This is a genomic window from Streptomyces sp. Ag109_G2-15, assembly GCF_900215565.1.
GTDB lineage: Bacteria > Actinomycetota > Actinomycetes > Streptomycetales > Streptomycetaceae > Streptomyces > Streptomyces diastatochromogenes.
Window position 1 is genome coordinate 541602 of record NZ_OCNI01000002.1, and the last position, 21029, is coordinate 562630.

Consider the following 21029-nt stretch of genomic DNA (forward strand, 5'->3'; position numbering starts at 1 on the left):
GGAAGGGCACATCGGCACGTCGGCCATGGTTTGACCGGAAGTCAGCGGACCTTTGCGCTCACTTCCGGTACTTGTCCGTCGCCGCCACCAGTGCCTCCGCCACACCGGGTGCCCCCGTGGTGTGACCCGCCTCGTGCACCGTAACCAACTCGCTGCCGGGCCAGGCCTGCTGGAGGCGCCAGACGATGCCGAGGAGGTTGCCGAAGTCGAGGGATCCCTGGACGAGGGTGCCGGGGATGCCGGCGAGGAGGTGGGCGTTGCGCAGGACCACGCCCTCGTCGTTGTCCTCGCCCAGGAAGTGGTCGTTGCCCCAGTAGTGGGTGACGGTGCGGGCGAAGCCCATGCGGTACTCGGGGTCCTCGAAGCGGGCGACGGAGCGCGGCGGTGCGGGGATCGTCGCCGTCTCCCAGTCGGTCCAGGCCCGCGCCGCCCGCTCCCGCACGGCGGGGTCGGGGGACTCCAGCAGCCGGTTGTAGGCCGCGGCGAGGTTCCCGTCGCGCTCGGCGGGCGGCAGTTCGGCCAGGAACCGGTCGAAGGCCTCCGGGAAGATCCTGCCGAGTCCCCTGGTGAGCAGCTGCACCTCGGTGTTGGAGCCCGTCGCGACTCCGGTCAGCACCAGCTCGGAGACGGACCCCGGATGCGTCTGCGCGTACCGCAGGGCGAGCACCGAGCCCCATGACACGCCCCACACCAGCCAGCGCTCGATGCCGAGGTGCTGCCGCAGCAGCTCCAGGTCGGCCATGACGTGCGCGGTCGTGTTGACGCCCATGTCGGTGTCGTAGCCGCTCGCGTGCGGTGTGGAACGGCCGCTGCCGCGCTGGTCGAGCTGGACGATCCGGTAGGCGGCCGGGTCGAACAGGCGCCGGAAGTAGGGGCTGCACCCGGATCCCGGACCGCCGTGCAGCGCGACCGCCGGCTTGCCCTCGGGGTTGCCGCAGGTCTCCCAGTAGAGGCGGTTGTGGTCACCTACGTCGAGCATGCCGTGTGCGTACGGCTCGATCTCCGGATAAAGGGGCATCCGGGCACCGTAGCGTCTCCCCGGCGCCCGGTCGCCCTCATTTCGCGCCGGACAGGTCGATCGCCCGGTCGACGTCCTGTGGCCGCAGCACGCGCAGGATGCCTTCGAGGAGGTAGTAGTCGGCGTACGGGAGGGAGATCTCGATCCCGTCCTCGGCCGGGCGGTTGCGGGTGCAGCGGGCGACGACGGCCTCGGCGCGCGTCGAGTTCGTGGTCAGGCAGGTCTTCGCCAGCGCGGTCAGCAGCCGCAGGGCGGCTTCCCGGTACTCGGGCCTGCCCGTCGCCGCGGACAGGTCCAGCAGACCGCAGGCCATGATCGCGCCGGCGGAGGCGTCCTTGACGTCGTACGGCTGCTGGGGCGCCCGGTAGTCCCACACGGGGACGTGGTCGGGGGTGAGGGCGCCCAGCGCGTAGTCGGCGAGTCGGCGTGCGGTGGTCAGGAACTCCTGGTCGCCGGTGCGGCGGTGGATCGTGGTGAACCCGTAGATTCCCCAGGCCTGTCCGCGCGCCCAGCAGGACGTGGGGCTGTAGCCCTGCACGGTGCCGGGGCCGATCGGCGCGCCGGTGGCGGGGTCGAAGTCGTAGACGTGGGGAGTCGAGCCGTCCGGGCGTGGGAACACCCGCTGGGCGGACTTCGCGTGTTCCGTGGCGATGTCGAGGTACTTGCCGTCGCCCGTCTGCTCGCTCGCGAAGGCCAGCAGGTCGAGGTTCATCATCGTGTCCATGATGACGCGGCCCGCGTTGTTCGGATCGTTCAGCGCGCCCCACGCCCGGATGAAGCGGCCGGTGGGGTTGTAGCGCCGGCTCAGCGAGTCGGCCGCCCGTACGGCACCGGCCCGCCAGGCGTCGTCACCGGTCAGGCGCCAGGCGGTGACCCAGGAGGGGTAGAAGAGGAAGCCGAGGTCGTGGGTGGTGGTGTCGGACTGGCGGGGGGCGAGCTTCTTCGCGGAGTCGAGCGCCAGGGTGCGGAAGGTGTCGTCGCCGCTGTGGAGCCAGGCCATCCAGAGCGTGCCGGGCCAGAATCCGCCGACCCAGTCGCCGCTCTGCGAGTACACCCACTTCTCGGACCTCGTGCCGACCGGAAAGGCCGTCACGCGCGGGGCGACGGTACGGAGTTTCCCGATCGCGTAGTCGGCGGCGGCCCGGAGCGTGCGGACGACCGCGGCGGGGGTCTGCTCGGCCGCCTGGGCCGGTGCCGCGTACAGCGCGGCGGCGCCGGCCGCCGTGGTCAGCACGGTACGTCGGGAGATCTCCATCGGCCCGCAACCTCCAACTCGGCATCGAACAAGGGAAGTTGCCCGAGCCTTGCACAGCCCGCCCTGTCATGTACACCCACATGAGCAATGTTCAGATAGGTGAACGTGACGGGAGCGGCCGCCGCGGCGAATGACCTCGACGAGGCCGGCGGAGCGTGTCAGCAGCAGGTGCCCGCCGTGGCCGTTCGGACACCTGTCCCAGAAGTACCCCGGAATTGTCCGTGATCGGTAACAGAGGGATCCCGTGGCTCTCTTGTGCCGTCCTGACAGGTGCACGGGGACCACCAAAGCGGCGAGGAGCGGGGCGGACATGGCACGGCATGGCGGGCGGGGATGGTACGGCCGGGTGGTCGCGGCGGCGGTCGGGGTGACGGCGGTGGCCGCCGCCACATCGGTGTGGACCGCGCAGGCCGGCCAGACCGGCGGGCACGTGGCGGCGCGCCCCGCCACCAAGAAGGCGGTGCCCGTGTCCGCCACGATCGTCCACGCCTCCGACGGCGGCGACCACGCGGTCAACATCACCATCGACGACGGCCCGGACCCGCAGTGGACCCCGCAGGTGCTGCAGGTGCTGAAGGACAACGGCGTGAAGGCGACGTTCTGCATGATCGGTCCCCAGGCAGAGGCCCACCCGGACCTGGTCAAGCAGGTGGTGGCGGCCGGGCACCGGCTGTGCGACCACACGGTGTCGCACGACACCACCATGGACAAGAAGTCCCAGGCCTACCAGTCGCAGCAGATCCTGGACGCCGAGCGCCAGATCACGAAGGCCTCCGGGGGCGTGCGTCCGCTGTACTACCGTGCTCCGGGCGGCGCGTTCACCCCGTACAGCCGGCATCTCGCGGCCTCGCACGGGATGCGGCCGCTGGGCTGGAACGTCGACTCCAAGGACTTCGAGCGGCCCGGCACCGACGCCATCATCACCACCGTCAAGGGCGAGTTGCACAACGGCCCGACCCTGCTCTTCCACGACGCCGGCGGCGACCGCTCCCAGACCGTGGCCGCGCTGCGCACCCTGCTGCCGTGGCTGAAGCAGCAGGGCTACTCCTTCGGTTTCCCGGTGCGCCAAAGCTGAACAGGGCGCGGCTGCGGGCTGCTTCAGGCCGCGGCCGCACCGACGATCGTGCGCAGCGCCTCGGTCACCACGGACCAGGCGGCCGCCGATTCGGGGTCGATCACGTCGAAGTGGCCGCATCCGGGCAGCTCGTGGAGTGTGACTCCCGCTCGGGCGGCGTACCGGCGGGCCATGGCGACGGTCAGCGCCTCGTCGAGGGTGCCGTGGACCACGACCGTACGGCCGGCGGGGGCGCCCCGGCCGCTGCCGAGTTCGTCGGCCCACGCCAGGTCGGCGGTGGGGGCGAGGACGAGCACACCGAGAACGGCGGGCCGGGTGTCGGTCCGGCCAGGTGCGCCGTCGGGTACCCGGCGCCGGAGCTTCCGCGGGGTCACTCAACGCGACCGGCCAGCCCCCTCCGCCGCCCACCCGGCGGCACTCGACACCGGCGACCGCACAGCCGCTCCGTGCCGCCAAGGCCCGGGCGAATGAGGAGACCTGGACACGGGACACGGGACACGGGACACGGGACACGGGACACGCAGACCCTAGAAGCGGACCTCCTCGCACGCCCGCCCCCGGGACTCGACGCGGCCGTCGATGTGCTCCCAGCCCTCGGCGCAGAGCACCGAGCCGTTCGGCAGGTCGCGGCCCAGCGGCACCGAGAACTTCTGGTGGTAGCCCCAGAAGCCCGTGGCGCTGTTCTGGTCGATGCCGCCGCCCCAGACGTGGAAGTGCCCGGTGAAGTCGCCGTTCCAGGTGGTCGAGGCCGACACCCGGTCGACGGTCAGCCCCGACCCTTCGACGTCGATACAGGTCCGGCCGTTGCAGCCACGGGCCCCCGCCTCCGCCGAGGGCGTTGCGGTCAGCACGAGCGCCACCAGGCTCACCAGACCCAGCCCCGCCCGCAGCATCCACCCTGACGTCACGCTCACGAAATATGCCTCCGTTCGGCATTGATCGACAACGAGACGACCTTGGCATCCCGGGCACGCAACCTCCGCATCGCGAGCCAGGAATACATCCGAACGGCGGACACACCGGCGGTCGGACGGTTCAAGCAGTGGATGCTCCAACACGCCTGATTCCTCGGTTACTTCACCTCTTGACGGCCTTGGTTCAGACCTTTACGTTGCAGCAACCCCCCACACGACAGGAGCGGCACATGCACGGTGTCAGAGCGTCGTCGTCCTCTCTCCTCCTGCGGCTGCTTCTTCTGCTGGCCGTCCTCCTGGGCCTGGCCGGTGTGCCCGCGCAGGCCGCGGACCGGGCCGTGGCGGCGCCCTTCAAGGTGCTGGCCCTGTACAACGGCACCTGGGACGCGGCGCACATCAGCTTCGTCAAAGAAGCGAACGAGTGGTTCCCGCGACAGGCCGCCGCCAACGGGTTCACCTACACCGCCAGCAACAACTGGGATCTGCTGGCCGACGGCGGGGTGAACGCGTACCAGGTGGTCCTCTTCCTCGACGATCTGCCGCAGACGGCGGCCCAGCGCTCCGGGTTCGAGCAGTACATGCGCTCCGGCGGCGCCTGGATGGGCTTCCACGTCTCGGCGTTCACGACGAACGCCTCGGGCTGGTCCTGGTACCACGACCAGTTCCTGGGGTCGGGAAACTTCAAGTCCAACACCTGGGGCCCGACCACGGCCGTGCTGCGCGTGGAGGACCGTACCCATCCCGCGACGAAGAACCTGCCGGCCACGTTCACCTCGTCCGTCAGCGAGTGGTACAGCTGGTCCAACGACCTGCGCCAGAACCCCGGCATCAAGATCCTGGCGTCCATCGACCAGAGCAGCTTCCCGGTCGGCACCGACCCCGGCCAGACCTGGTACAGCGGCTACTACCCGATCCTGTGGACGAACACCAAGTACCGGATGCTGTACGCGAACTTCGGCCACAACGCGATGGACTACTCCACCAACACGCCGCTCTCCTCGACCTTCGCCAGCGAGACGCAGAACCGGTTCGTCCTCGACGGCCTGAAGTGGCTGGGCGGGACGGCGGACACCCAGCCGCCGACCGGCCCGATCTCCGAGACCGCCTGGTACACGCTGCGCAACACCGGCAACGGCACCTGCGTGGACGCCCGGGGCGCGGCCACCGCCAACGGCACGGCGATCCAGCAGTACGCCTGCAACGGCACCGCCGCCCAGCAGTACCAGTTCCGGTCCACCGACAGCGGATACGTGCGCATCACCAGCCGTGGCAACCCCCAGCAGGTCGTCGACGTCACCGACCGGTCCACCGCCGACGGCGCCCCGCTCCAGTTGTGGGCGTACGGAGGCGGCCAGAACCAGCAGTGGCGCCCGGTCCAGCAGGCCGACGGCAGCTACCACTTCGTGGCCCGGCACAGCGGCAGGTGCCTCAGTGCCGCGTCCACGGCCGCCGACAGCGTCCAGCTGACCCAGCGCACCTGCGACGACTCCCCCGCCCAGAGCTTCCGGCTCACCGCGCAGCCCTGACCGCGCGCGGCCGGACGATCGCCGGTGAACCCGGAGGGAATTCCTGGTCAATGAATCGTTGGGACGGCTGTTCGGATACGGAGGGCTGCCTAGCATGAGGCCATGCCGCTGCCCCGCCTCGGCACGCGGCCGCTCCCCGTCCGGACGGCTGGAGTGCTGCTCCTCGTCCTCGCGCTCGCCGTGGGAGGATCCCTGCTCGCGCTCTCCCTCCGCGGCGGGCGCCTCACGCGGGCCGCGCGGCCCGTCACGGTCGAGGTCTCGCCGAGCCACTGCGGCCGCGGCTGGACCCGGCCGGCGCCCGGGGTGCAGACCTTCGACCTGTACAACGCCTCCGGCGGTGCCGCCGAGGTCTACCTCGAGGACCCGGGCAGCCAGGTGGTGTACGGCGAGGTGGAGGGCATCGGCCCGGGTACGACACGGCAGTTGACCGTCCAACTGGGCGAGGGGACGTACGCCTTCAAGTGCGTGCCCGACGACGCCGACGCCGTCACCGGGCCCAGCGTCCGCGTAACGTCGGGGCGGCGCGGGCCCGGGGCGCCCCCCGTCACCGAGCACGACCTGATTCCGCCGGCGCTCGCCTACCAGAAGTGGGTCGGCGACGGTCTGGACGAGGTGGCCCGGCTGACGGCGAAGCTCGGCCGGGCCATCGACCGGGGCGACCTCGCCGGCGCCCGGTCGGCCTGGCTGCCGGCCCATCTGGAGTACGAGCGGCTGGGCGCGGCGTACGACGCCTTCGGGGACGCGGACGGACGGATCGACGGCACGGACGCGGGGCTGGCCGACGGGGTGCGCGACCAGGGCTTCACCGGGTTCCACCGCATCGAGTACGGGCTATGGCACGGGCAGTCCGCCGGCCGTCTGCGCGCCCCGGCGGCGGCGCTGGTCAAGGCGGTGACCGGGCTGCGGGACGGCTGGGCGCAGACCCGCATGGATCCGGCCCAGCTCGGTCTGCGGGCGCACGAGATCCTGGAGAACACCGCGCAGTTCGAGCTGACCGGCCGGACGGACTACGGCAGCGGCAGCAACCTCGCCACCGCCCGCGCCAACCTGGACGGCACCCGCGAGGTGCTGTCCAGGCTGCGCCCCCTGCTCACGACCCGGTACGCCGACCTGCCCGGCCTCGACCGGGACCTGGACCGGGCACAGCACCTGCTCGACGGGTACCGGCACGGCGGCCACTGGACCGCGCTGACCGCCCTGCCCAGCGCCGGGCGGGAGCGCGTCGACTCGGTCTTCGGCGATCTCGTCGAGCGGCTCGCGTCGGTGGCGACCCTGTGCGATCCGCGGAGGACGGCGTGAGCGGAGTCGACCGACCCGGCGGCGTGGGCAGGCGCGGGTTCCTGCGCGGTGCCGCCCTCGCGGGAGCCGGGCTCGCCACCGGTGCCGCCGCACCCGCAGCGACTGTCGTCCCCTTCCATGGCGCCCACCAGGCAGCCGTGCTCGCGCCCCCGCGGCGGACCAGCGTGTTCGTGTCGTTCGACGTGACCGCCGAGCACCGCGCCGACCTGTCCGACCTGCTGCGCGCCCTCACCGACCGGGCCCGTTTCCTGACCTCGGGCGGGACGCCGCCCCCGGTGGGCATCACCGGGCCGCCCGCGGACTCGGGCATCCTCGGCGACCGGCTCCCCTCCGGCGCGCTGGGCGTGACCGTCGGGGTCGGCGCCTCGCTCTTCGACGACCGGTTCGGGCTGGCCGCGCTACGGCCCCGGCGGCTGACCGCCATGCCCGCCTTCCCGGACGACGACCTGCGGACCGAGTGGTGCCACGGCGACCTCAGCCTCCAACTGCACGCGGACGACCCGGACACCACCCTGCACGCCCTGCGCGACATCGCCCGGCACACCCGGGGCGGGATGCAGGTCCGCTGGCGCCTGGACGGCTTCACGAGTCCGCCCCGGCCCTCCGGCACCCCGCGCAATCTGCTGGGGTTCAAGGACGGCACCGCCAACCCGGACGCGCACAGTGCCCGCGAGATGGACCGCCTGGTGTGGGTGGGCAGGGGCATGGGCGAGCCGGACTGGACGGTCGGCGGCAGCTATCAGGTGGTCCGGCTGATCCGGATGCTGGTGGAGTTCTGGGACCGGGTCTCGCTGACCGAGCAGGAGCGGATGTTCGGCCGGGCCCGCTTCTCCGGCGCACCGCTGGACGGCGACCACGAGCACGACACGCCGAAGTACGCGGACGATCCCAAGGGTGACGTCATCCCGCTGGACGCCCACATCCGCCTCGCCAACCCCCGCACGGCCGCCACCGCCGACCAGCGCATCCTGCGCCGCGCCTACAACTACGACCGGGGCATGGACGGCAACGGCAACCTCGACATGGGCCTGCTGTTCTCCTGCTACCAGCAGGATCCGGTACGGCAGTTCGAGACCGTGCAGCACCGGCTGGCGGGCGAGCCGCTCACCGACTACATCTCCCCGTTCGGCGGCGGCTACTTCATCGCCCTGCCCGGCGTACGGGACGCGACCGACTGGTACGGGCGCGCGCTGCTGGGCTGAGCCTGTCCGGACAACTGGGCTGGCAGGTGGGTCAATTCGGCGTCAAGGTTTGCCCCAGCATCCCTGACCCGGAGTTCATTCCCGCGCCACCGCCCCTCCGCCGACTCGCCCCGCCGCGGGCGCAGCATCCGTGTTCGTACGACGAACAGACGTTCCTGCCCGGAGGGTGAACCAGCATGGCCAGCAGAGGAAGACGAGCGGCGATACGGAGCCTCGGGGCGCTCGCCGGAGCGGCGGCGCTCACGGTGCTCGGCAGCAACGCGCCGGGCTGGGCGGCGGTGCCCTCCGGTCAGTCAGCGACCACGACGCCCATCAAGCACGTCGTCGTGCTCTTCGACGAGAACATCTCCTTCGACCACTACTTCGCCACCTACCCGAAGGCCGCCAACACGGACGGCACGAAGTTCAAGGCGTCGAGGAGCACCCCCAAGAACATCGACACGCTGGCCCACGCCGGGCTGCTGAAGACGAACCCCAACCAGTACACGCCGAAGCGGCTCTCCCCCGCCCAGGCGATGACCTGCGACCAGAACCACTCCTACGGGGCCGAGCAGTACGCGGCGAACGGCGGCAAGGCCGACCAGTACGTGCAGAACACCGAGGTCGACAAGTGCAGCGGGGGCCTGTTCGGCGAGCCCGGCCTGGTCATGGACTACTACGACGGCAACACCGTCACCGGGCTGTGGAACTACGCCCAGCACTACTCCCTGTCCGACCGCTCCTTCAGCTCGGTCTACGGCCCCTCCACGCCCGGTGCCCTCAACCTGATCTCCGGTCAGACGCACGGCGTGGTCTCCGTCGACCCGGCCACCGGCAAGCGGACGGCGACGCCCGACCCGTACGCCGTGAAGTCGCCCGACGCGAAGGGCGTGGGCACGGTGATCAACGACCCCGACCCGGCCTTCGACGACTGCTCCGACAAGGACCACACCGGCACCAACGCGCTGGCTTCCCTGCAGGGCAGGAACATCGGTGACCTGCTCAACGCGAAGAAGGTGTCCTGGGGCTGGTTCCAGGGCGGCTTCCGGCCCTCGGCCGCGTGGAACGGGACGTCCGGGTCGTACGCCAAGTGCGACACCACCCACACCAACGTGGGCGGCGCGGCCGTCGCGGACTACAGCCCGCACCACAACCCGTTCTCGTACTACAGGTCGACGGCCAACCCGCACCACCTGCCGCCGAAGAGCGTGGCCGAGATCGGCCACAGCGGACAGGCCAACCACAACTACGACCTGACCGACTTCACCGCCGCCGTCAAGGCGGGCAAGCTGCCGGCGGTCAGCTTCGTGAAGGCCGGTGAGTACCAGGACGGCCACGCCGGCTACTCCGACCCGCTCGACGAGCAGCACTTCCTCGTCAAGCAGATCAACGCGATCCAGAGTTCGCCGCAGTGGAAGTCCACCGCGGTCGTCATCGCCTACGACGACTCCGACGGCTGGTACGACCACGCGTACGTCGCCCCGCGCAACGGCTCGAAGGACACCTCGCTCGGCTCCAACGGCAAGGCCACCGACAGCCCCGCCTGCCAGAACGGCCCGAAGGCGTCCGGCGGTTACGCCGACCGCTGCGGCCCGGGCACCCGCCAGCCGCTGCTCGTCGTCTCGCCGTACAGCAAGGTCAACAAGGTCGACCACACCCTGACGAACCAGGCGTCCATCACCCGGTTCATCGAGGACAACTGGCGCACCGGCCGCGTCGGCGACCACTCCTTCGACGCGACGGCCGGCTCTCTGACGGGCATGTTCGACTTCCGGCACCCGAACAACAAGCAGGTGCTGCTGAACTCGGACGGCTCGGTGAAGTCCGTGCGCCCGATCCAGCACGTCGCCCCGGTGGCCACGAGCATCACACCCGGCCCGGCGATGCAGAACACGTCGGCCACCACCGGCACTTCGCGGGTCCCGGCCCTTCCGGTCGGCCTCGGCGTGGGCGCCCTGCTGGCCGCCGGTGTCACCGGCACGTACCTCACGCTGCGCCGCAGGCAGCACGCCTGACCGACACCGCTTCCCAGGAGTGCGCCCCCCGGCCGACGTCCGGGGGGCGCACTCCGTTCAGGCTCTGACCGAAGCCTTCGTTTCGCTCACGTCGCTTGTTCTCCCGAGCAGCTGGAGCAGCGGTCCGGTCATGAAGGTGGTGACCAGCGCCATGAGGACGAGGACGGCGTACAGGTCCTGGCCGATGAGCCCCGCCGACCTGCCGACGTCCAGCACGATCAGCTCGGTGAGCCCGCGGGTGTTCACCATGACGGCGACCAGCGCCGACTGCCGGGTGTCCAGGCCGTGCACCCGGGCCGCCCCGTAGGCCGGTACGACCTTGCCCGCGATCGCCGCCACCAGGAGCACGCCCAGCAGACCGAAGCCGTCCGCGCCCAGTGTGCCGATGTCGACGGACAGGCCGGTGGACACGAAGAACAGCGGCAGCAGCATCCCGGACGTCTGTTCCATCGGTCGCAGCACGTCGGCGTTCGGCGCACCGTCCCGGCGCGGCATGGCCAGTCCGGCGAGGAACCCGCCGAAGACGGCGTGCAGGCCGAGCGACTCGGTGACCCAGGCGCTGCCCAGGGCGAGGACCAACGCCACCGGAACGGGATTGCTGAGCAGCGTGGCCGGCCGGTTCAGCCACCAGCGCAGCACGGGCCGGACGAGGCCGAGGACGAACGCGACGAAGGCCGCCAGCAGGGCCAGGGCGACGGGCCAGGGCCACCGGGTGTCGTGCCCGGAGTCGCTGAGCACCGCCGCCAGCACCAGCCAGGCCGCCACGTCCATGAGGCCGGCCGCCGTGATCGCCACCGTTCCCGCGGGAGTGCCGGCGGCCCCGCGCTCCCGCACGATGGCCGCCAGCACCGGGAGGGCGGTGATCGAGAGCGCCACCGCCATGAACAGAGCGAACGAGTGGTGGCCCGCATGCCGGGGATCCACGGCGGAGAACAGTCCGCCGCACAGTTCCACGGCCCCCACGGCGAGCGCCATCGGGGTCAGCAGAGCCGCCACCGCGACGCTCACGGCGGTGCGTCCCGCCCGGAAGGTGCGGAAGTCGATCTCGTAGCCCGCCACGAACAGGAACAGGACCACGGCGATCTGGGCCAGCACCGACAGGAACGGCCGCGCCTCGGCGGGGAACAGACGCCCGGACAGGTCCCCGGGAAGCCGGCCCAGCAGGGTCGGTCCCAGGGCGATCCCGGCGAGGATCTGGCCGATCACCGCCGGCTGCCCGAGCCGCCGGGCCAGGCCCCCGAACACCCAGGACACCAGGATGACGAGGGCCACGTCACCGAGAACGGTGGCTACGAGATGACTCACGAGGGCACCTCTCTCGCGGAGCGCCGGAACAGACCCGTGCGCTAGAACAGACCCTTGTACGTGCCCCAGCCCGTGCCGATCTTCGTACGGGCGCCGAAGGAGCCCTTGCCGGTGCCGTCGGCGCGCCACAGCGTGCCGGAGGAGTCGCGGGCGACGAGGTCCGCCTTGCCGTCACCGGTGATGTCGCCGACGCCGATGACGGCGTTGTAGGAGGAGCCCCAGTTGTCGAAGAGCTTCACCCGGGCCTTGAACGTGCCCGCGCCGGTGCCGCTGTAGCGCCACAGCTTGTTCGACTTGTCCTGGACCAGCAGGTCACCGCGGCCGTCGCCGTCGAGGTCGCCGGCGCCGACGGCCTTCTTGTAGCCGGACCAGTCCGCGTACAGCTTCACCCGCGCCGACAGCTTCCCGGAGCCGGTCGCCTTGTACAGGTACAGCGCACCGGTCTTCGCGTTCCGCGCGACGAGGTCCGCGCGCCCGTCCCCCGTCACATCGCCGGGCGAGGTGAGGACGTCGTACTGGTCGAAGCCCGTGCCCAGCGCGGTGTTCGCGGTGGACGGCGTCACGGCCTTGCCGCAGCCGGGCCGGTAGGCGCGCAGGGTGCCGTTCGCGGACCGCACCAGGACGTCGTTGCAGCGGTCGCCGTCGAGGTCGCCGAACGGGACGGCCTTGACGGAGGTCGCCCAGCCCGAGCCGGTGGCCTTGCCGGAGAAGCCGCCCTTGCCGTCGCCCTTCTGGATGCTCAGGGCGCCCGAGGAGCTGAGCGTCAGCAGGTCGCCGATCCCGTCGGATCCCGCGTGGTCGCGCCGCACGGCCGCGGCGCCGGTCACCTGGACCGTGCCGGAGGTGGACAGCACGGCGCCGTTGCCGTCGGCCGGGGTGGCGGTGAGGGTCCAGGTGTAGGCGCCGTTGGGCACCAGTGCTCCGCTCTGCGTCTTCCCGTCCCAGGTCGCGCGGACGGCGCTGCGGGTGGGGCCGCCCTGCCAGGTGCGCAGGACCGCTCCGGTGGTGTTGCTCTTGACGGTCACCTGCCAGGAGGCGGCCGGCTTGGACAGCCACCAGCGGCCGTCCCACCGCGCCGCACCGCCGGCCGCCGCGAACGACACGGGAGCGGTGGAGTCGGGCGCGGTCAGCCTGGACGGCAGCCAGGTGTAGTCGTAGGCGCCGACGACATGGACGGCACTGTCCCCGTCCACGTACGCGACCTTGTTGGAGCGGCGGTCGACGGTCCAGGTGACCCCGCGGGTGTCGGCGGCTGTGGTGGAGGCGACGCCGGTGATCTCGCCGAGGGAGTCGGTGACGTCGTTGCGGACCTCGGTCAGCCGGATCGACTTCTTGGCAGGGTCGTAGGAGCCGTAGAAGCCGTCGCCGAGGAGCACGTCCCCGACCGGGGCGTCGTACGTCTTGTCCATGTAGGCGAGGTTCTTGATCCCGGCCTTCTTCTGGGCGGCGCAACTCCAGTACAGGAGCGTGCCGTTGGTCCGCAGGTCGTCCGGTGTGCAGCCGCCGCCGGTGTCGACGGTGCGAACCGCCTTGCCCGTACGCAGGTCGGTGGCGACCACCTGCCCCGCGGTGGTGGACGGTGTCCACAGCGTGCCGTAGTCGAGGACCGCCGCCTGGGCGTTCTGTTCGCGCACGACCTTGCCGGCGGTGATGTCCACGACGTACTGCTTGCCGCCGCCGGTGTACAGCACGTACTGCGGGGACACGTCGAGGATGCGCCCGTCGGTGGCCGGCAGCGCGATGTCGCCCTTGGGGTCGTCGGCCGTGGTGAGGATGTCCTTGCCGGTGGCCGGGTCGGTGGTGAGCTGGGCGAGGCCCTCGTCGCCGCCGTCGGCGAAGCGGCCCGCGCCGGTGCTGCCGGAGGTGGCGGCCGGGGTCAGCGGGGCCCCGCCGGCCGGCGCCAGGGCGGTGCCGATGTCCTGGCTGTGCAGCGTGCCGGTGCCCCGCAGGGAGTTGAGGAAGCGTACGGTGCCCCGGTCGAGGCCGAGCGCGCCGACCGAGCCGTCGTAGTGGACGGGCGTGATCGTCTGCCAGGGCGTGACGGAGACGCCGCCGTCGCCGTCGTCGGCGAGGAAGTACAGGCTGCGCGGGCCGTCGGCGGTCGCCCGTCCGATGACGGCCACCGACTCACCGGTCTGCCAGGCCTGTTCGACATCGGCGAGGACCGGGGCCGCGTCCGCCGGGAGCGACAGGTTGTGCAGCGCCCCGCCCGAACCCTCGTACCACAGCGAGTTGTCGCCGACGACGAACGAGGTGACGTCGCTGTCCGGGGACGAGGTCGGCACGGTCCGGACGCCGGGGCTCTCACCCGCGCCGGCGCGCGCCCGGATCCGGATGCCGGCCCCGTCCTCGCGGGTGAACCACGACACCCAGGAGCGGGTGAGCCGGAAGCTGCTCGCCGGTCCGGTCACCTGGAGTGCGGTGACGGCGCCGGAGAGGGCGTTGACGATGCCGTAGGCGGCGCGGCCGTCCTTCTGATAGCGGACGACGAAGTCCGCACCTCCGTCGGCGGTCGCCAGGATCTCCGGTTCGGCCTCCGCGGTGGCACCCGCCGGCAGTTGCACCTGAGTGTCGTAGACGCCGCCCGAGCCGTTGGGTCTGACGACCCGGTACTCGTAGGTGCCGTCGGCCAGTTGGTTCGAGGCGAGCGCGAAGCCGCCGCTCATCTGCGGGTGTTGGTAGCCGCTCGGCAGCTTGAAGGAGTACGTGTAGCCGGTTTCCAGGTTGTACGCGGTGATGCTGGTGCTGCCGTCGTCCGCGGTGGTGGAGTAGAAGACCCTGTTGTCGTAGTCGTACGTGTCGAAGAAGGACTGCGCCGGTACGCCGTCGAGCGCCGGTATTGCCTTTCTGGTGCTGCTCCAGAGGTAACCGTCGGTGCCCTCCTGCTGGTACAGCACGCCCAGGCGGCCACTGGCCACCACCGTGATGCGGCGGGCGACGTCGGCGTCGGGCGCGGCGATCTTCACCTCGGCGGTGACCGCGTATGCGGGCGCGACCAGCGGCGCGGCAAGTCCCGCTGTCGTGACGAGCGCGGTGGCGACGGTGGCGACGGCGCTCCCCGCGCGCGTCAGCCGGTGATGCCGTGCGGGCACGGTTCCCCCCTGTATGCGGCTCTGGCGTCAGAGCTTGTCCGTCATGTCTCCCCAGACATGCGTTCGTGAGCATACAAGTGGCCGATGAAGCAGGTGGGTTGAGCGGGTGGGCTATCAGAGGTCGGGGCCCGCGCCGGGTCCGGCCGGCCGCGGCCACCGTGGCGACGCCCGAACTGACGGCGGCCCGCGGGCGCGCGGTGGCCCTTGAAAACCGCTGGTCACCCGCGCATCGGGATGCTGGGATGGCCTGATGCGAGATCATGCGTCGCCGACCGTGGACCGGGGCCGGTACGCGGGCGCGGTGACTCCCTGGGAGCAGGAGTCCTGGCGGACCGCGGCCCTCGACTGGGTGGAGGCCGGGCTTGCCGCCCATGGGCTGCGGATGAACGGCCGACCGCAGGTGCGGCTGCGGCCGTGGTCAGTCCTGGTGCGGGTGCCCGTGGCCGGGCGCGCTGCCGTGTGGTTCAAGGCGAATCCGCCGGCCAGCGGCTTCGAGGGCCCGCTGACCGCCGCCCTGGCCCGCTGGGTGCCGGAGCACGTCCTGGCGCCGCTCGCGGTCGACGCCGACCGTGGCTGGTCCCTGCTGCCGGACGGCGGTGACCTCTTCCGGAACGTGCTCGAGCGGGAGTCCGTGGAGCCCCGCGCCTGGGAGGACCTGCTCCGCCAGTACGCGAGCATGCAGCACGCCCTGGTCCCGCACGCGCGGGAGATCGAACGGCTGGGTGTCCCGAGCGCCCGGACCATGGAACTGCCCGAGATCTTCGACGAGTTGCTCGCCGGGAACGCGACACTGCGGCCGGACGAGCGCGCGCGGCTCGACGCACTCCGGCCCCGCCTCGTGGACTGGTGCGCCGAACTCGCGGCCTCGGGCATCGCCGACTCCCTCGACCACTCGGATCTGCACGACGGCCAGCTGTTCAACCCGGAACCGGGCCGGTACACCTTCTTCGACTGGGGCGACGCCGCCGTCTCCCACCCGTTCTGCAGCCTGCAGGTCACCGCCCGGCGAGCCTGCGGCCGGTACGGTCCCGACGTGCTGCCGCGCCTGCGCGACGCCTACCTGGAGCCATGGACGGGATCCGGCCGCACGGCGGCGGAACTCCGGCGCGCGGTGAACCTCGCGTGGCGGCTGAGCGCCCTGGGGCGCGCCCGCGCCTGGGGCCGCCTGTTCCCGACCGCGCCCGGAGCCGCTCCACTGGCCCTGGAGAGCGCCCGCTCGCTGCTGGAACTCGCCGAGGATCCTCCGCTGTAGGCGACAGACCGTTGTAGACAGCACACCACTCGTACGGCACAACGCCCGTCCCCCACCCCCGATGCCGCCACCCCGGTGGCCCACCGGGGCCGTCCGCCGTCGGCGCCGCCCTCGCGGAGTCCTCGTCCGGTTGCGGGAAACGGGGCCGGATCGGGAGGCTGGGCAAGGGACGAACCGGGCCGGATCCGGGAGGCGTGGTGATTCCAGCACGCGGCATTCCACCCCTCGACCGCCGACGCTTCCTGGCCCTGTGCGCGGGCGCGGGCCTGGGCACGGCGGCCGCCTGCACGCCCGCGCCCCCGCGCGCGAACACCCGCCCGCTCATACGGACGCTGCCGGAGGCCGAACGGGACGCGCCGGGCACCACCGACTGGCGGATCCGCTCGGCGGGCCCGCCGGACGCCGTGACCGGTTACACGGACCGGGTGAGCGTCGCACCCGGCGAGGAGTGCGGCCTGCACGTGTCGACCACCGCCGCCTCGTTCCGGGTCTCGGCGTTCCGCGTCGGCTGGTACGGCGGCAAGCAGGCCCGTCTCATATGGGCCTCACCGCGCATACCCGGCCGCGCCCAGCCGCCCCCGCTCCTGCTGCCCGCCACCCGTACCGTGCGCGCCGACTGGCCCGCCTCGCTGAGCCTGGACACCACCGGCTGGCCGGAAGGCGCGTACCTGCTGCGGCTGGAGGCCGACACCGGTCACCAACGCCACATCCCGCTGATCGTCCGCTCCGCCGAGGGCGCGGGCCGCACGGTCCTGCTGCACGCGCCGGCCACCTGGCAGGCGTACAACCGCTGGGGCGGCTACAGCCTCTACGCGGGCTCCTCGGGCGCCTACGCCACCCGGTCGCTCGCGGTCAGCCTCGACCGCCCCTACGACGGCAACGGCGCCGAGAAGTTCCTGGTCTACGAGTGGGCCCTGGTGGTGCTGGCGGAACGCCTGCGCATCCCGCTCGCCTACACCACCGGCGTCGACGTCCACCGGGACCCGTCGGTGCTGCGCGGCGCGCACGCGCTCGTCTGTCTGGGGCACGACGAGTACTGGACGCCCGAACAGCGGGCGTACGTCACCCGGGCCCGGGACGCCGGGACGAACGTGGCCTTCCTGGGCGCGAACACCTGCTTCCGCCGGGTCCGGCTGGAGGACGGGGAGGGGGCGGGCGACCGTACGGTGGTCTGCTACAAGACGTCCTACCGCGCCGACCCCAGCTACGCGTCCGCCCCGGCGCTGGTCACCACCGACTACCGCAGTCCGCCCGCCGCCGACCCGGAGTCCTCGCTCACCGGTGTCCTGTACGAGGGCTATCCGGTCGACGCCCCCTATGTCGTGCACGCCGCCGATCACTGGCTGTACGACGGCACCGGCGTACGCCCCGGCGACGCCTTCCCCCATCTGGTGGGGGTCGAGTACGACCGGGTCACGCCCGTCTCCCCCGTTCCCGGCTCCCTGGAGATCACCGCGCACTCCCCCGTCGTCTGCGTCGGCCGCCCCAGTCACAGCGACTCGGCGTACTACACGGCCGCCGGCGGTGCGGGGGTGTTCGCGACCGGCACCATGCGCTGGGTGGAGGGCCTGCTCGCCGGCACCGGTGAGCTGGGCCGCGACCACGGTATGGACGGCCGCACGCGCGCGTTCGTCACGCGCACCACGGAGAACCTGCTGCGCACCTTCGCGCAGGGCCCGGCGACCCGCACCGGCCCGCCACCCCGTCCGAACGTGGAGGAGGTGTACGGCGGCGGCGCGGTCTGACGGCGGCCACCGGGCCCCGGCGTCACTGAGCCTGGTGCCCCGTGGCGCGGAGCCGGTCCCTGCGGGCGAGGTTGTAGAGCCGCAGCAGGTGCTTGGCCACGGCACAGGGCGCGGCGTCGGCACGGCACTGGCGGCACGTCTGAACGTGCTGCTCATAGGCGAAGCGAGCGCTTTCCAACGGATCGTTGTGCGCGTCGTTGACAGTAGACATGGCCATCTCCGGGCAGGGCGCGTCCTGGGACCGCGCCGAGTTGACTGACTGGTACACCCGGAGCCAAGGTCATCATGTTACTTACGGTAGTGGGAAACTGGCCGGTAACCAGGCCCGTCCCGCCGGCCGGGGACGTACGGTCAGTGGCCCCCCGAGGGCTGGTCGCAGCCGTCGTGATCGGGGTAGCCGCCGAAGGCGTCCGCCTCGGTCGTGGCGCCGTCCAGGGTCGGGGTCCCCTGCAGGCTCCCCTCCACACACACCGGGTAGTCGTCGACCTGGACGAGGAAGCCGACGCCGCCCCCGCTCTGGTACGTCTGCACCTGCCCGCCGGAGTACCCGAGGCCGACGAGGGCCTTGCGGACACTCTCGGGGTTGAACTGCCCGCGCGTGCGCAGTGGTTCGAGTGCCTTCCGGACGCGCCCGACGACCGCGAGGCCCTGGCAGCGGCGCTTGCCGTGCAGTTCGAAGGGCACCATGAAGCCGTGGTTCTCGGCGTAGTGGTCGGTCGGCGGCGCGGTGGGGCTCGGGGTGGCCGTGGACGGCTTCGGCGAGGGAGCGGGGCTCTCGCCGGGGCACGGAGAGTCCGTGGGCGTGCTCGGCGTCGCCACCGCGCTGCGCGAGGGCCCGCCCGCACCGGCGTCGTCCCCGGCCCGCTGCGTCCCGCACCCGGCGGCCAGCACGGCCAGTAACACCAGCGGAACCATCCCGGCCCGGGTCCCCGTCGAACTGATCTTCGTCATGCGCCGATCCTGGCCGACGCCCGGGTCGGCGTCATGAGTTCTCGTACTCAGAAAGCGGGCTCAGAGGCTCGGATCGCGAGCCGGGTCAGCCGCCGACGTCGACCCGCTTCTCCCGCAGCGCACGGGCATGGTTCATGAAGGCGGTCAGGCCCACCTCGAAGGCGCGGTCGGCCCGGCCCTCGCCCACCGCGGCGAGCGCCTCGGCGAGGCGGGGTGTCGGGACCTGGTCCGTCAGCTCCCACATCGTCTCCGGTGCGGCGAGGTCGAGGGCCGAGCCCAGCACCAGGTTCTCCAGGGCGATGATCAGGGGCATGATCCCGGCGCGGTCGAACCCGGCCGCGAGCAGGACGTTCACGGCCCGCTCGTACTGCTCCAGCACGCGGGGCGCTCGTACGGGTGAAGTCATCAGCAGCGGGATCGCCCGGGGGTGGGCGGCGAACGCGGCGCGGTAGGAGCGGGCCCAGGCCTCGACGGCCGTGTCCCACGGCGTCAGATCCAGGGTGGCGGGGTCGATCCCGGAGGCGACGCGCTCGCGCAGCAGTTCCACGATGCCGTCCCGGCCGTCCACGTGGTGGTACACGGACCCGGTCTGGGCGCCGAGCCGCCGGGCGATCTGCGGCACGCTGAAGTCGCCGCTCTCGTCGATCAGTTGCAGCGCCGTGGTGGTGATGCGCTCGCGGTCGAGGAGCGGTGTGCGCGGCCGTCCCATGGTCAGCGTTCTCCCTGAGGTCTTCCCGGATGCCCAACGGCAGGTTACATTGCGGAAACCGAAAGCCTTTAGGTTAACGGCTCCGGGCACCGTCATCCCCCCGTGCGCCCGGAGACGTCGGCATGGACCCGCCCACCCCAGCCCCGGCCGCCGACGCCCGCGAACCCCGGCCGCCCCACCACCGGGACCCCCTCCCGTCCGCCGCCAGAAGGGCTCCCCCGTATGTCCGTGACCACCTCCGAGCTGCCGGAGGAGAGAGCGTCGTCCGACCCGGCCACGCTCCGCTCCGGTTCCCTCGGCACCGCCGACATCGCCTTCTTCGTCGTCTCCGCCGCCGCACCGCTGACCGTCATGGCCGGCGTCGCTCCCCTCGCGATCCTGCTGGGCGGCATCGGCGCGCCCGTCGGCTATCTCCTCGCCGGTCTGACCCTCGCGGTCTTCGCCGTCGGCTTCACCACCATGAGCCGCCACATCACCAGCGGCGGCGCCTTCTACGCCTTCATCACCCGCGGGCTCGGCCGCCCGGTCGGCATCGGTGCCGCCCTGCTGGCCCTGATCGGCTACAACGGCATGGAGATCGGCGTCTACGGCCTCCTCGCCTCCACCACCCGGGACACCGTGCACTCCCTCTTCGGCACCGACGTCCCCTGGCTGCCGATCTCCCTGGCCGGGCTGGTGCTGATCGGCTACGGCGGCTTCCGTTCGATCGACTTCGGCGCCAAGCTGCTCGGCGTCCTGCTCGTCGCCGAGACCGGGATACTCGTCCTGCTCGCGGGCGGGGTCCTGGTCAAGGGCGGCGCCCACGGCCTGTCCCTGGGCTCCCTGGCCCCGGCGCACGTGTTCGTGCCCGGCACCGCCGCGGTCCTCGCCTTCGCCTTCGCCGCGTTCACCGGCTTCGAGTCGACCGTCATCTACCGCCGCGAGGCCCGCGACCCCGAGCGCACGGTCCCGCGCGCCACCTACCTGGCCGTCGGATTCCTCGGCCTGTTCTACGCGTTCATCGTCTGGGTGGCCATCCAGGCCTTCGGCGACGACCAGGTCGTCCGGGCGGCCGGCAAGGACCCGGCCGGGCTGTTCTTCACCGCCATCACCACGTACGTCGGCGGCTGGGCGGCCGACCTGATGCATCTGTTCATCATCACCAGTGTCATCGCCTCCCTCCTCGCCTTCCACAACGCCATCAACCGCTACGCCCTCGCCCTGGCGGAAGAGGGCGTACTGCCCCGCCGGCTCGGCCGGATCCACCCGCGCCACCGCTCGCCCTACGTCGCGGGCATCGCCCAGACGGTCCTCGGCGCGGTCGTGGTCCTCGCGTTCTGGGCCGCGCAGGCCGACCCGTACCAGCAGCTGCTGCTGTGGGTGAACACCCCGGGAATGATCGGCCTGTTGCTGCTGCAGCTGCTCGCCGCGATCGCCGTGCCCTGCTACTTCCGGCGCGTCAGCCACCAGGAGGGCAGTCTGCGCACGCTGGTGGCCCCCGTCGTCGCCGCCGTCCTGCTGGCGACCGCGATCGTGCTGGTGGTGGGTCACATCGACCTGTTCACCGGCGCGTCCTCGGCCGTGAACACCCTGCTCGTCGTCGTCTCCCCCGTCGTCTTCGCCCTCGGACTGCCGCTGGCGTGGTGGCTGCGCCGCAGACGCCCCGAGGTGTACGCCGCCTTCGCCACCGAGCCTGCCGAATGACCCGCACCC

The 21029-nt window shown here is 71.9% G+C and carries 17 protein-coding genes; 8 read left to right on the forward strand and 9 right to left on the reverse strand.

Translation table 11 applies throughout. From position 1 onward, the window contains the following. Positions 1 to 58: 58 nt before the first annotated feature. Positions 59 to 1018: a prolyl aminopeptidase gene (gene pip, locus CRP49_RS38965; protein WP_097258114.1), complete on the reverse strand. Its 960-nt coding sequence runs from the start codon at positions 1016 to 1018 to the stop codon at positions 59 to 61. Between the two features lie 37 nt (positions 1019 to 1055). Continuing rightward, a complete protein-coding gene (locus CRP49_RS38970; protein ID WP_097258115.1) occupies positions 1056 to 2273 on the reverse strand; it encodes a glycoside hydrolase family 88 protein in 1218 nt (405 codons plus the stop codon). Positions 2274 to 2583: 310 nt separating this feature from the next. On the opposite strand from CRP49_RS38970, the gene CRP49_RS38975 reads away from it, so the two are divergent. After that, positions 2584 to 3348, forward strand: coding sequence for a polysaccharide deacetylase family protein (locus CRP49_RS38975; protein WP_097258116.1), 765 nt, complete (start codon positions 2584 to 2586; stop codon positions 3346 to 3348). Between the two features lie 23 nt (positions 3349 to 3371). On the opposite strand, the gene CRP49_RS38980 is transcribed toward CRP49_RS38975, so the two are convergent. Both CRP49_RS38980 and CRP49_RS38985 read right to left on the reverse strand, forming a co-directional pair. Beyond that, positions 3372 to 3722: a hypothetical protein gene (locus CRP49_RS38980; protein WP_097258117.1), complete on the reverse strand. Its 351-nt coding sequence runs from the start codon at positions 3720 to 3722 to the stop codon at positions 3372 to 3374. Between the two features lie 153 nt (positions 3723 to 3875). Beyond that, positions 3876 to 4262: a hypothetical protein gene (locus CRP49_RS38985; protein WP_143670092.1), complete on the reverse strand. Its 387-nt coding sequence runs from the start codon at positions 4260 to 4262 to the stop codon at positions 3876 to 3878. A 230-nt stretch (positions 4263 to 4492) separates the two neighbouring features. Between CRP49_RS38985 and CRP49_RS38990 the strand changes: the two genes are divergently transcribed. From CRP49_RS38990 to CRP49_RS39005, 4 genes are all read left to right on the forward strand, one after another. Further along, positions 4493 to 5788, forward strand: coding sequence for a ThuA domain-containing protein (locus tag CRP49_RS38990; protein ID WP_097258119.1), 1296 nt, complete (start codon positions 4493 to 4495; stop codon positions 5786 to 5788). 102 nt (positions 5789 to 5890) lie between these two features. Then, positions 5891 to 7087 carry an EfeM/EfeO family lipoprotein gene (locus tag CRP49_RS38995; RefSeq protein ID WP_097258120.1) on the forward strand — a complete coding sequence of 399 codons (1197 nt, stop codon included), beginning with the start codon at positions 5891 to 5893 and terminating at the stop codon, positions 7085 to 7087. Next, entirely contained in the window at positions 7084 to 8289 is a 1206-nt protein-coding gene (gene efeB / locus CRP49_RS39000) for an iron uptake transporter deferrochelatase/peroxidase subunit (RefSeq protein ID WP_097258121.1), read from the forward strand. Before CRP49_RS38995 ends, efeB begins: the two co-directional genes overlap by 4 nt. A gap of 176 nt (positions 8290 to 8465) precedes the next feature. Beyond that, positions 8466 to 10283 carry a phospholipase C gene (locus CRP49_RS39005; protein WP_097258122.1) on the forward strand — a complete coding sequence of 606 codons (1818 nt, stop codon included), beginning with the start codon at positions 8466 to 8468 and terminating at the stop codon, positions 10281 to 10283. A gap of 57 nt (positions 10284 to 10340) precedes the next feature. On the opposite strand, the gene CRP49_RS39010 is transcribed toward CRP49_RS39005, so the two are convergent. Then, entirely contained in the window at positions 10341 to 11588 is a 1248-nt protein-coding gene (locus CRP49_RS39010; protein ID WP_097258123.1) for a cation:proton antiporter, read from the reverse strand. 41 nt (positions 11589 to 11629) lie between these two features. Continuing rightward, positions 11630 to 14680 carry an FG-GAP-like repeat-containing protein gene (locus CRP49_RS39015; RefSeq protein WP_097258124.1) on the reverse strand — a complete coding sequence of 1017 codons (3051 nt, stop codon included), beginning with the start codon at positions 14678 to 14680 and terminating at the stop codon, positions 11630 to 11632. Between the two features lie 250 nt (positions 14681 to 14930). Between CRP49_RS39015 and CRP49_RS39020 the strand changes: the two genes are divergently transcribed. Continuing rightward, on the forward strand, positions 14931 to 15932 hold the full coding sequence (locus tag CRP49_RS39020; RefSeq protein ID WP_097258125.1) for a phosphotransferase: 1002 nt from the start codon (positions 14931 to 14933) through the stop codon (positions 15930 to 15932). Between the two features lie 323 nt (positions 15933 to 16255). After that, positions 16256 to 17677, forward strand: coding sequence for a N,N-dimethylformamidase beta subunit family domain-containing protein (locus tag CRP49_RS39025; protein ID WP_257033876.1), 1422 nt, complete (start codon positions 16256 to 16258; stop codon positions 17675 to 17677). 22 nt (positions 17678 to 17699) lie between these two features. Here CRP49_RS39025 and CRP49_RS39030 read toward each other — a convergent pair whose 3' ends face one another. From CRP49_RS39030 to CRP49_RS39040, 3 genes are all read right to left on the reverse strand, one after another. Beyond that, positions 17700 to 17888: a hypothetical protein gene (locus tag CRP49_RS39030; RefSeq protein WP_097259266.1), complete on the reverse strand. Its 189-nt coding sequence runs from the start codon at positions 17886 to 17888 to the stop codon at positions 17700 to 17702. Positions 17889 to 18028: 140 nt separating this feature from the next. Beyond that, positions 18029 to 18628, reverse strand: coding sequence for a hypothetical protein (locus tag CRP49_RS48595; RefSeq protein WP_257033783.1), 600 nt, complete (start codon positions 18626 to 18628; stop codon positions 18029 to 18031). A gap of 85 nt (positions 18629 to 18713) precedes the next feature. Continuing rightward, positions 18714 to 19337 (reverse strand): TetR/AcrR family transcriptional regulator, encoded by a 624-nt coding sequence (locus CRP49_RS39040; RefSeq protein ID WP_097258126.1) that lies wholly within the window; start codon positions 19335 to 19337, stop codon positions 18714 to 18716. A gap of 222 nt (positions 19338 to 19559) precedes the next feature. On the opposite strand from CRP49_RS39040, the gene CRP49_RS39045 reads away from it, so the two are divergent. Next, entirely contained in the window at positions 19560 to 21020 is a 1461-nt protein-coding gene (locus CRP49_RS39045) for an APC family permease (protein ID WP_097258127.1), read from the forward strand. Positions 21021 to 21029: the final 9 nt, after the last annotated feature.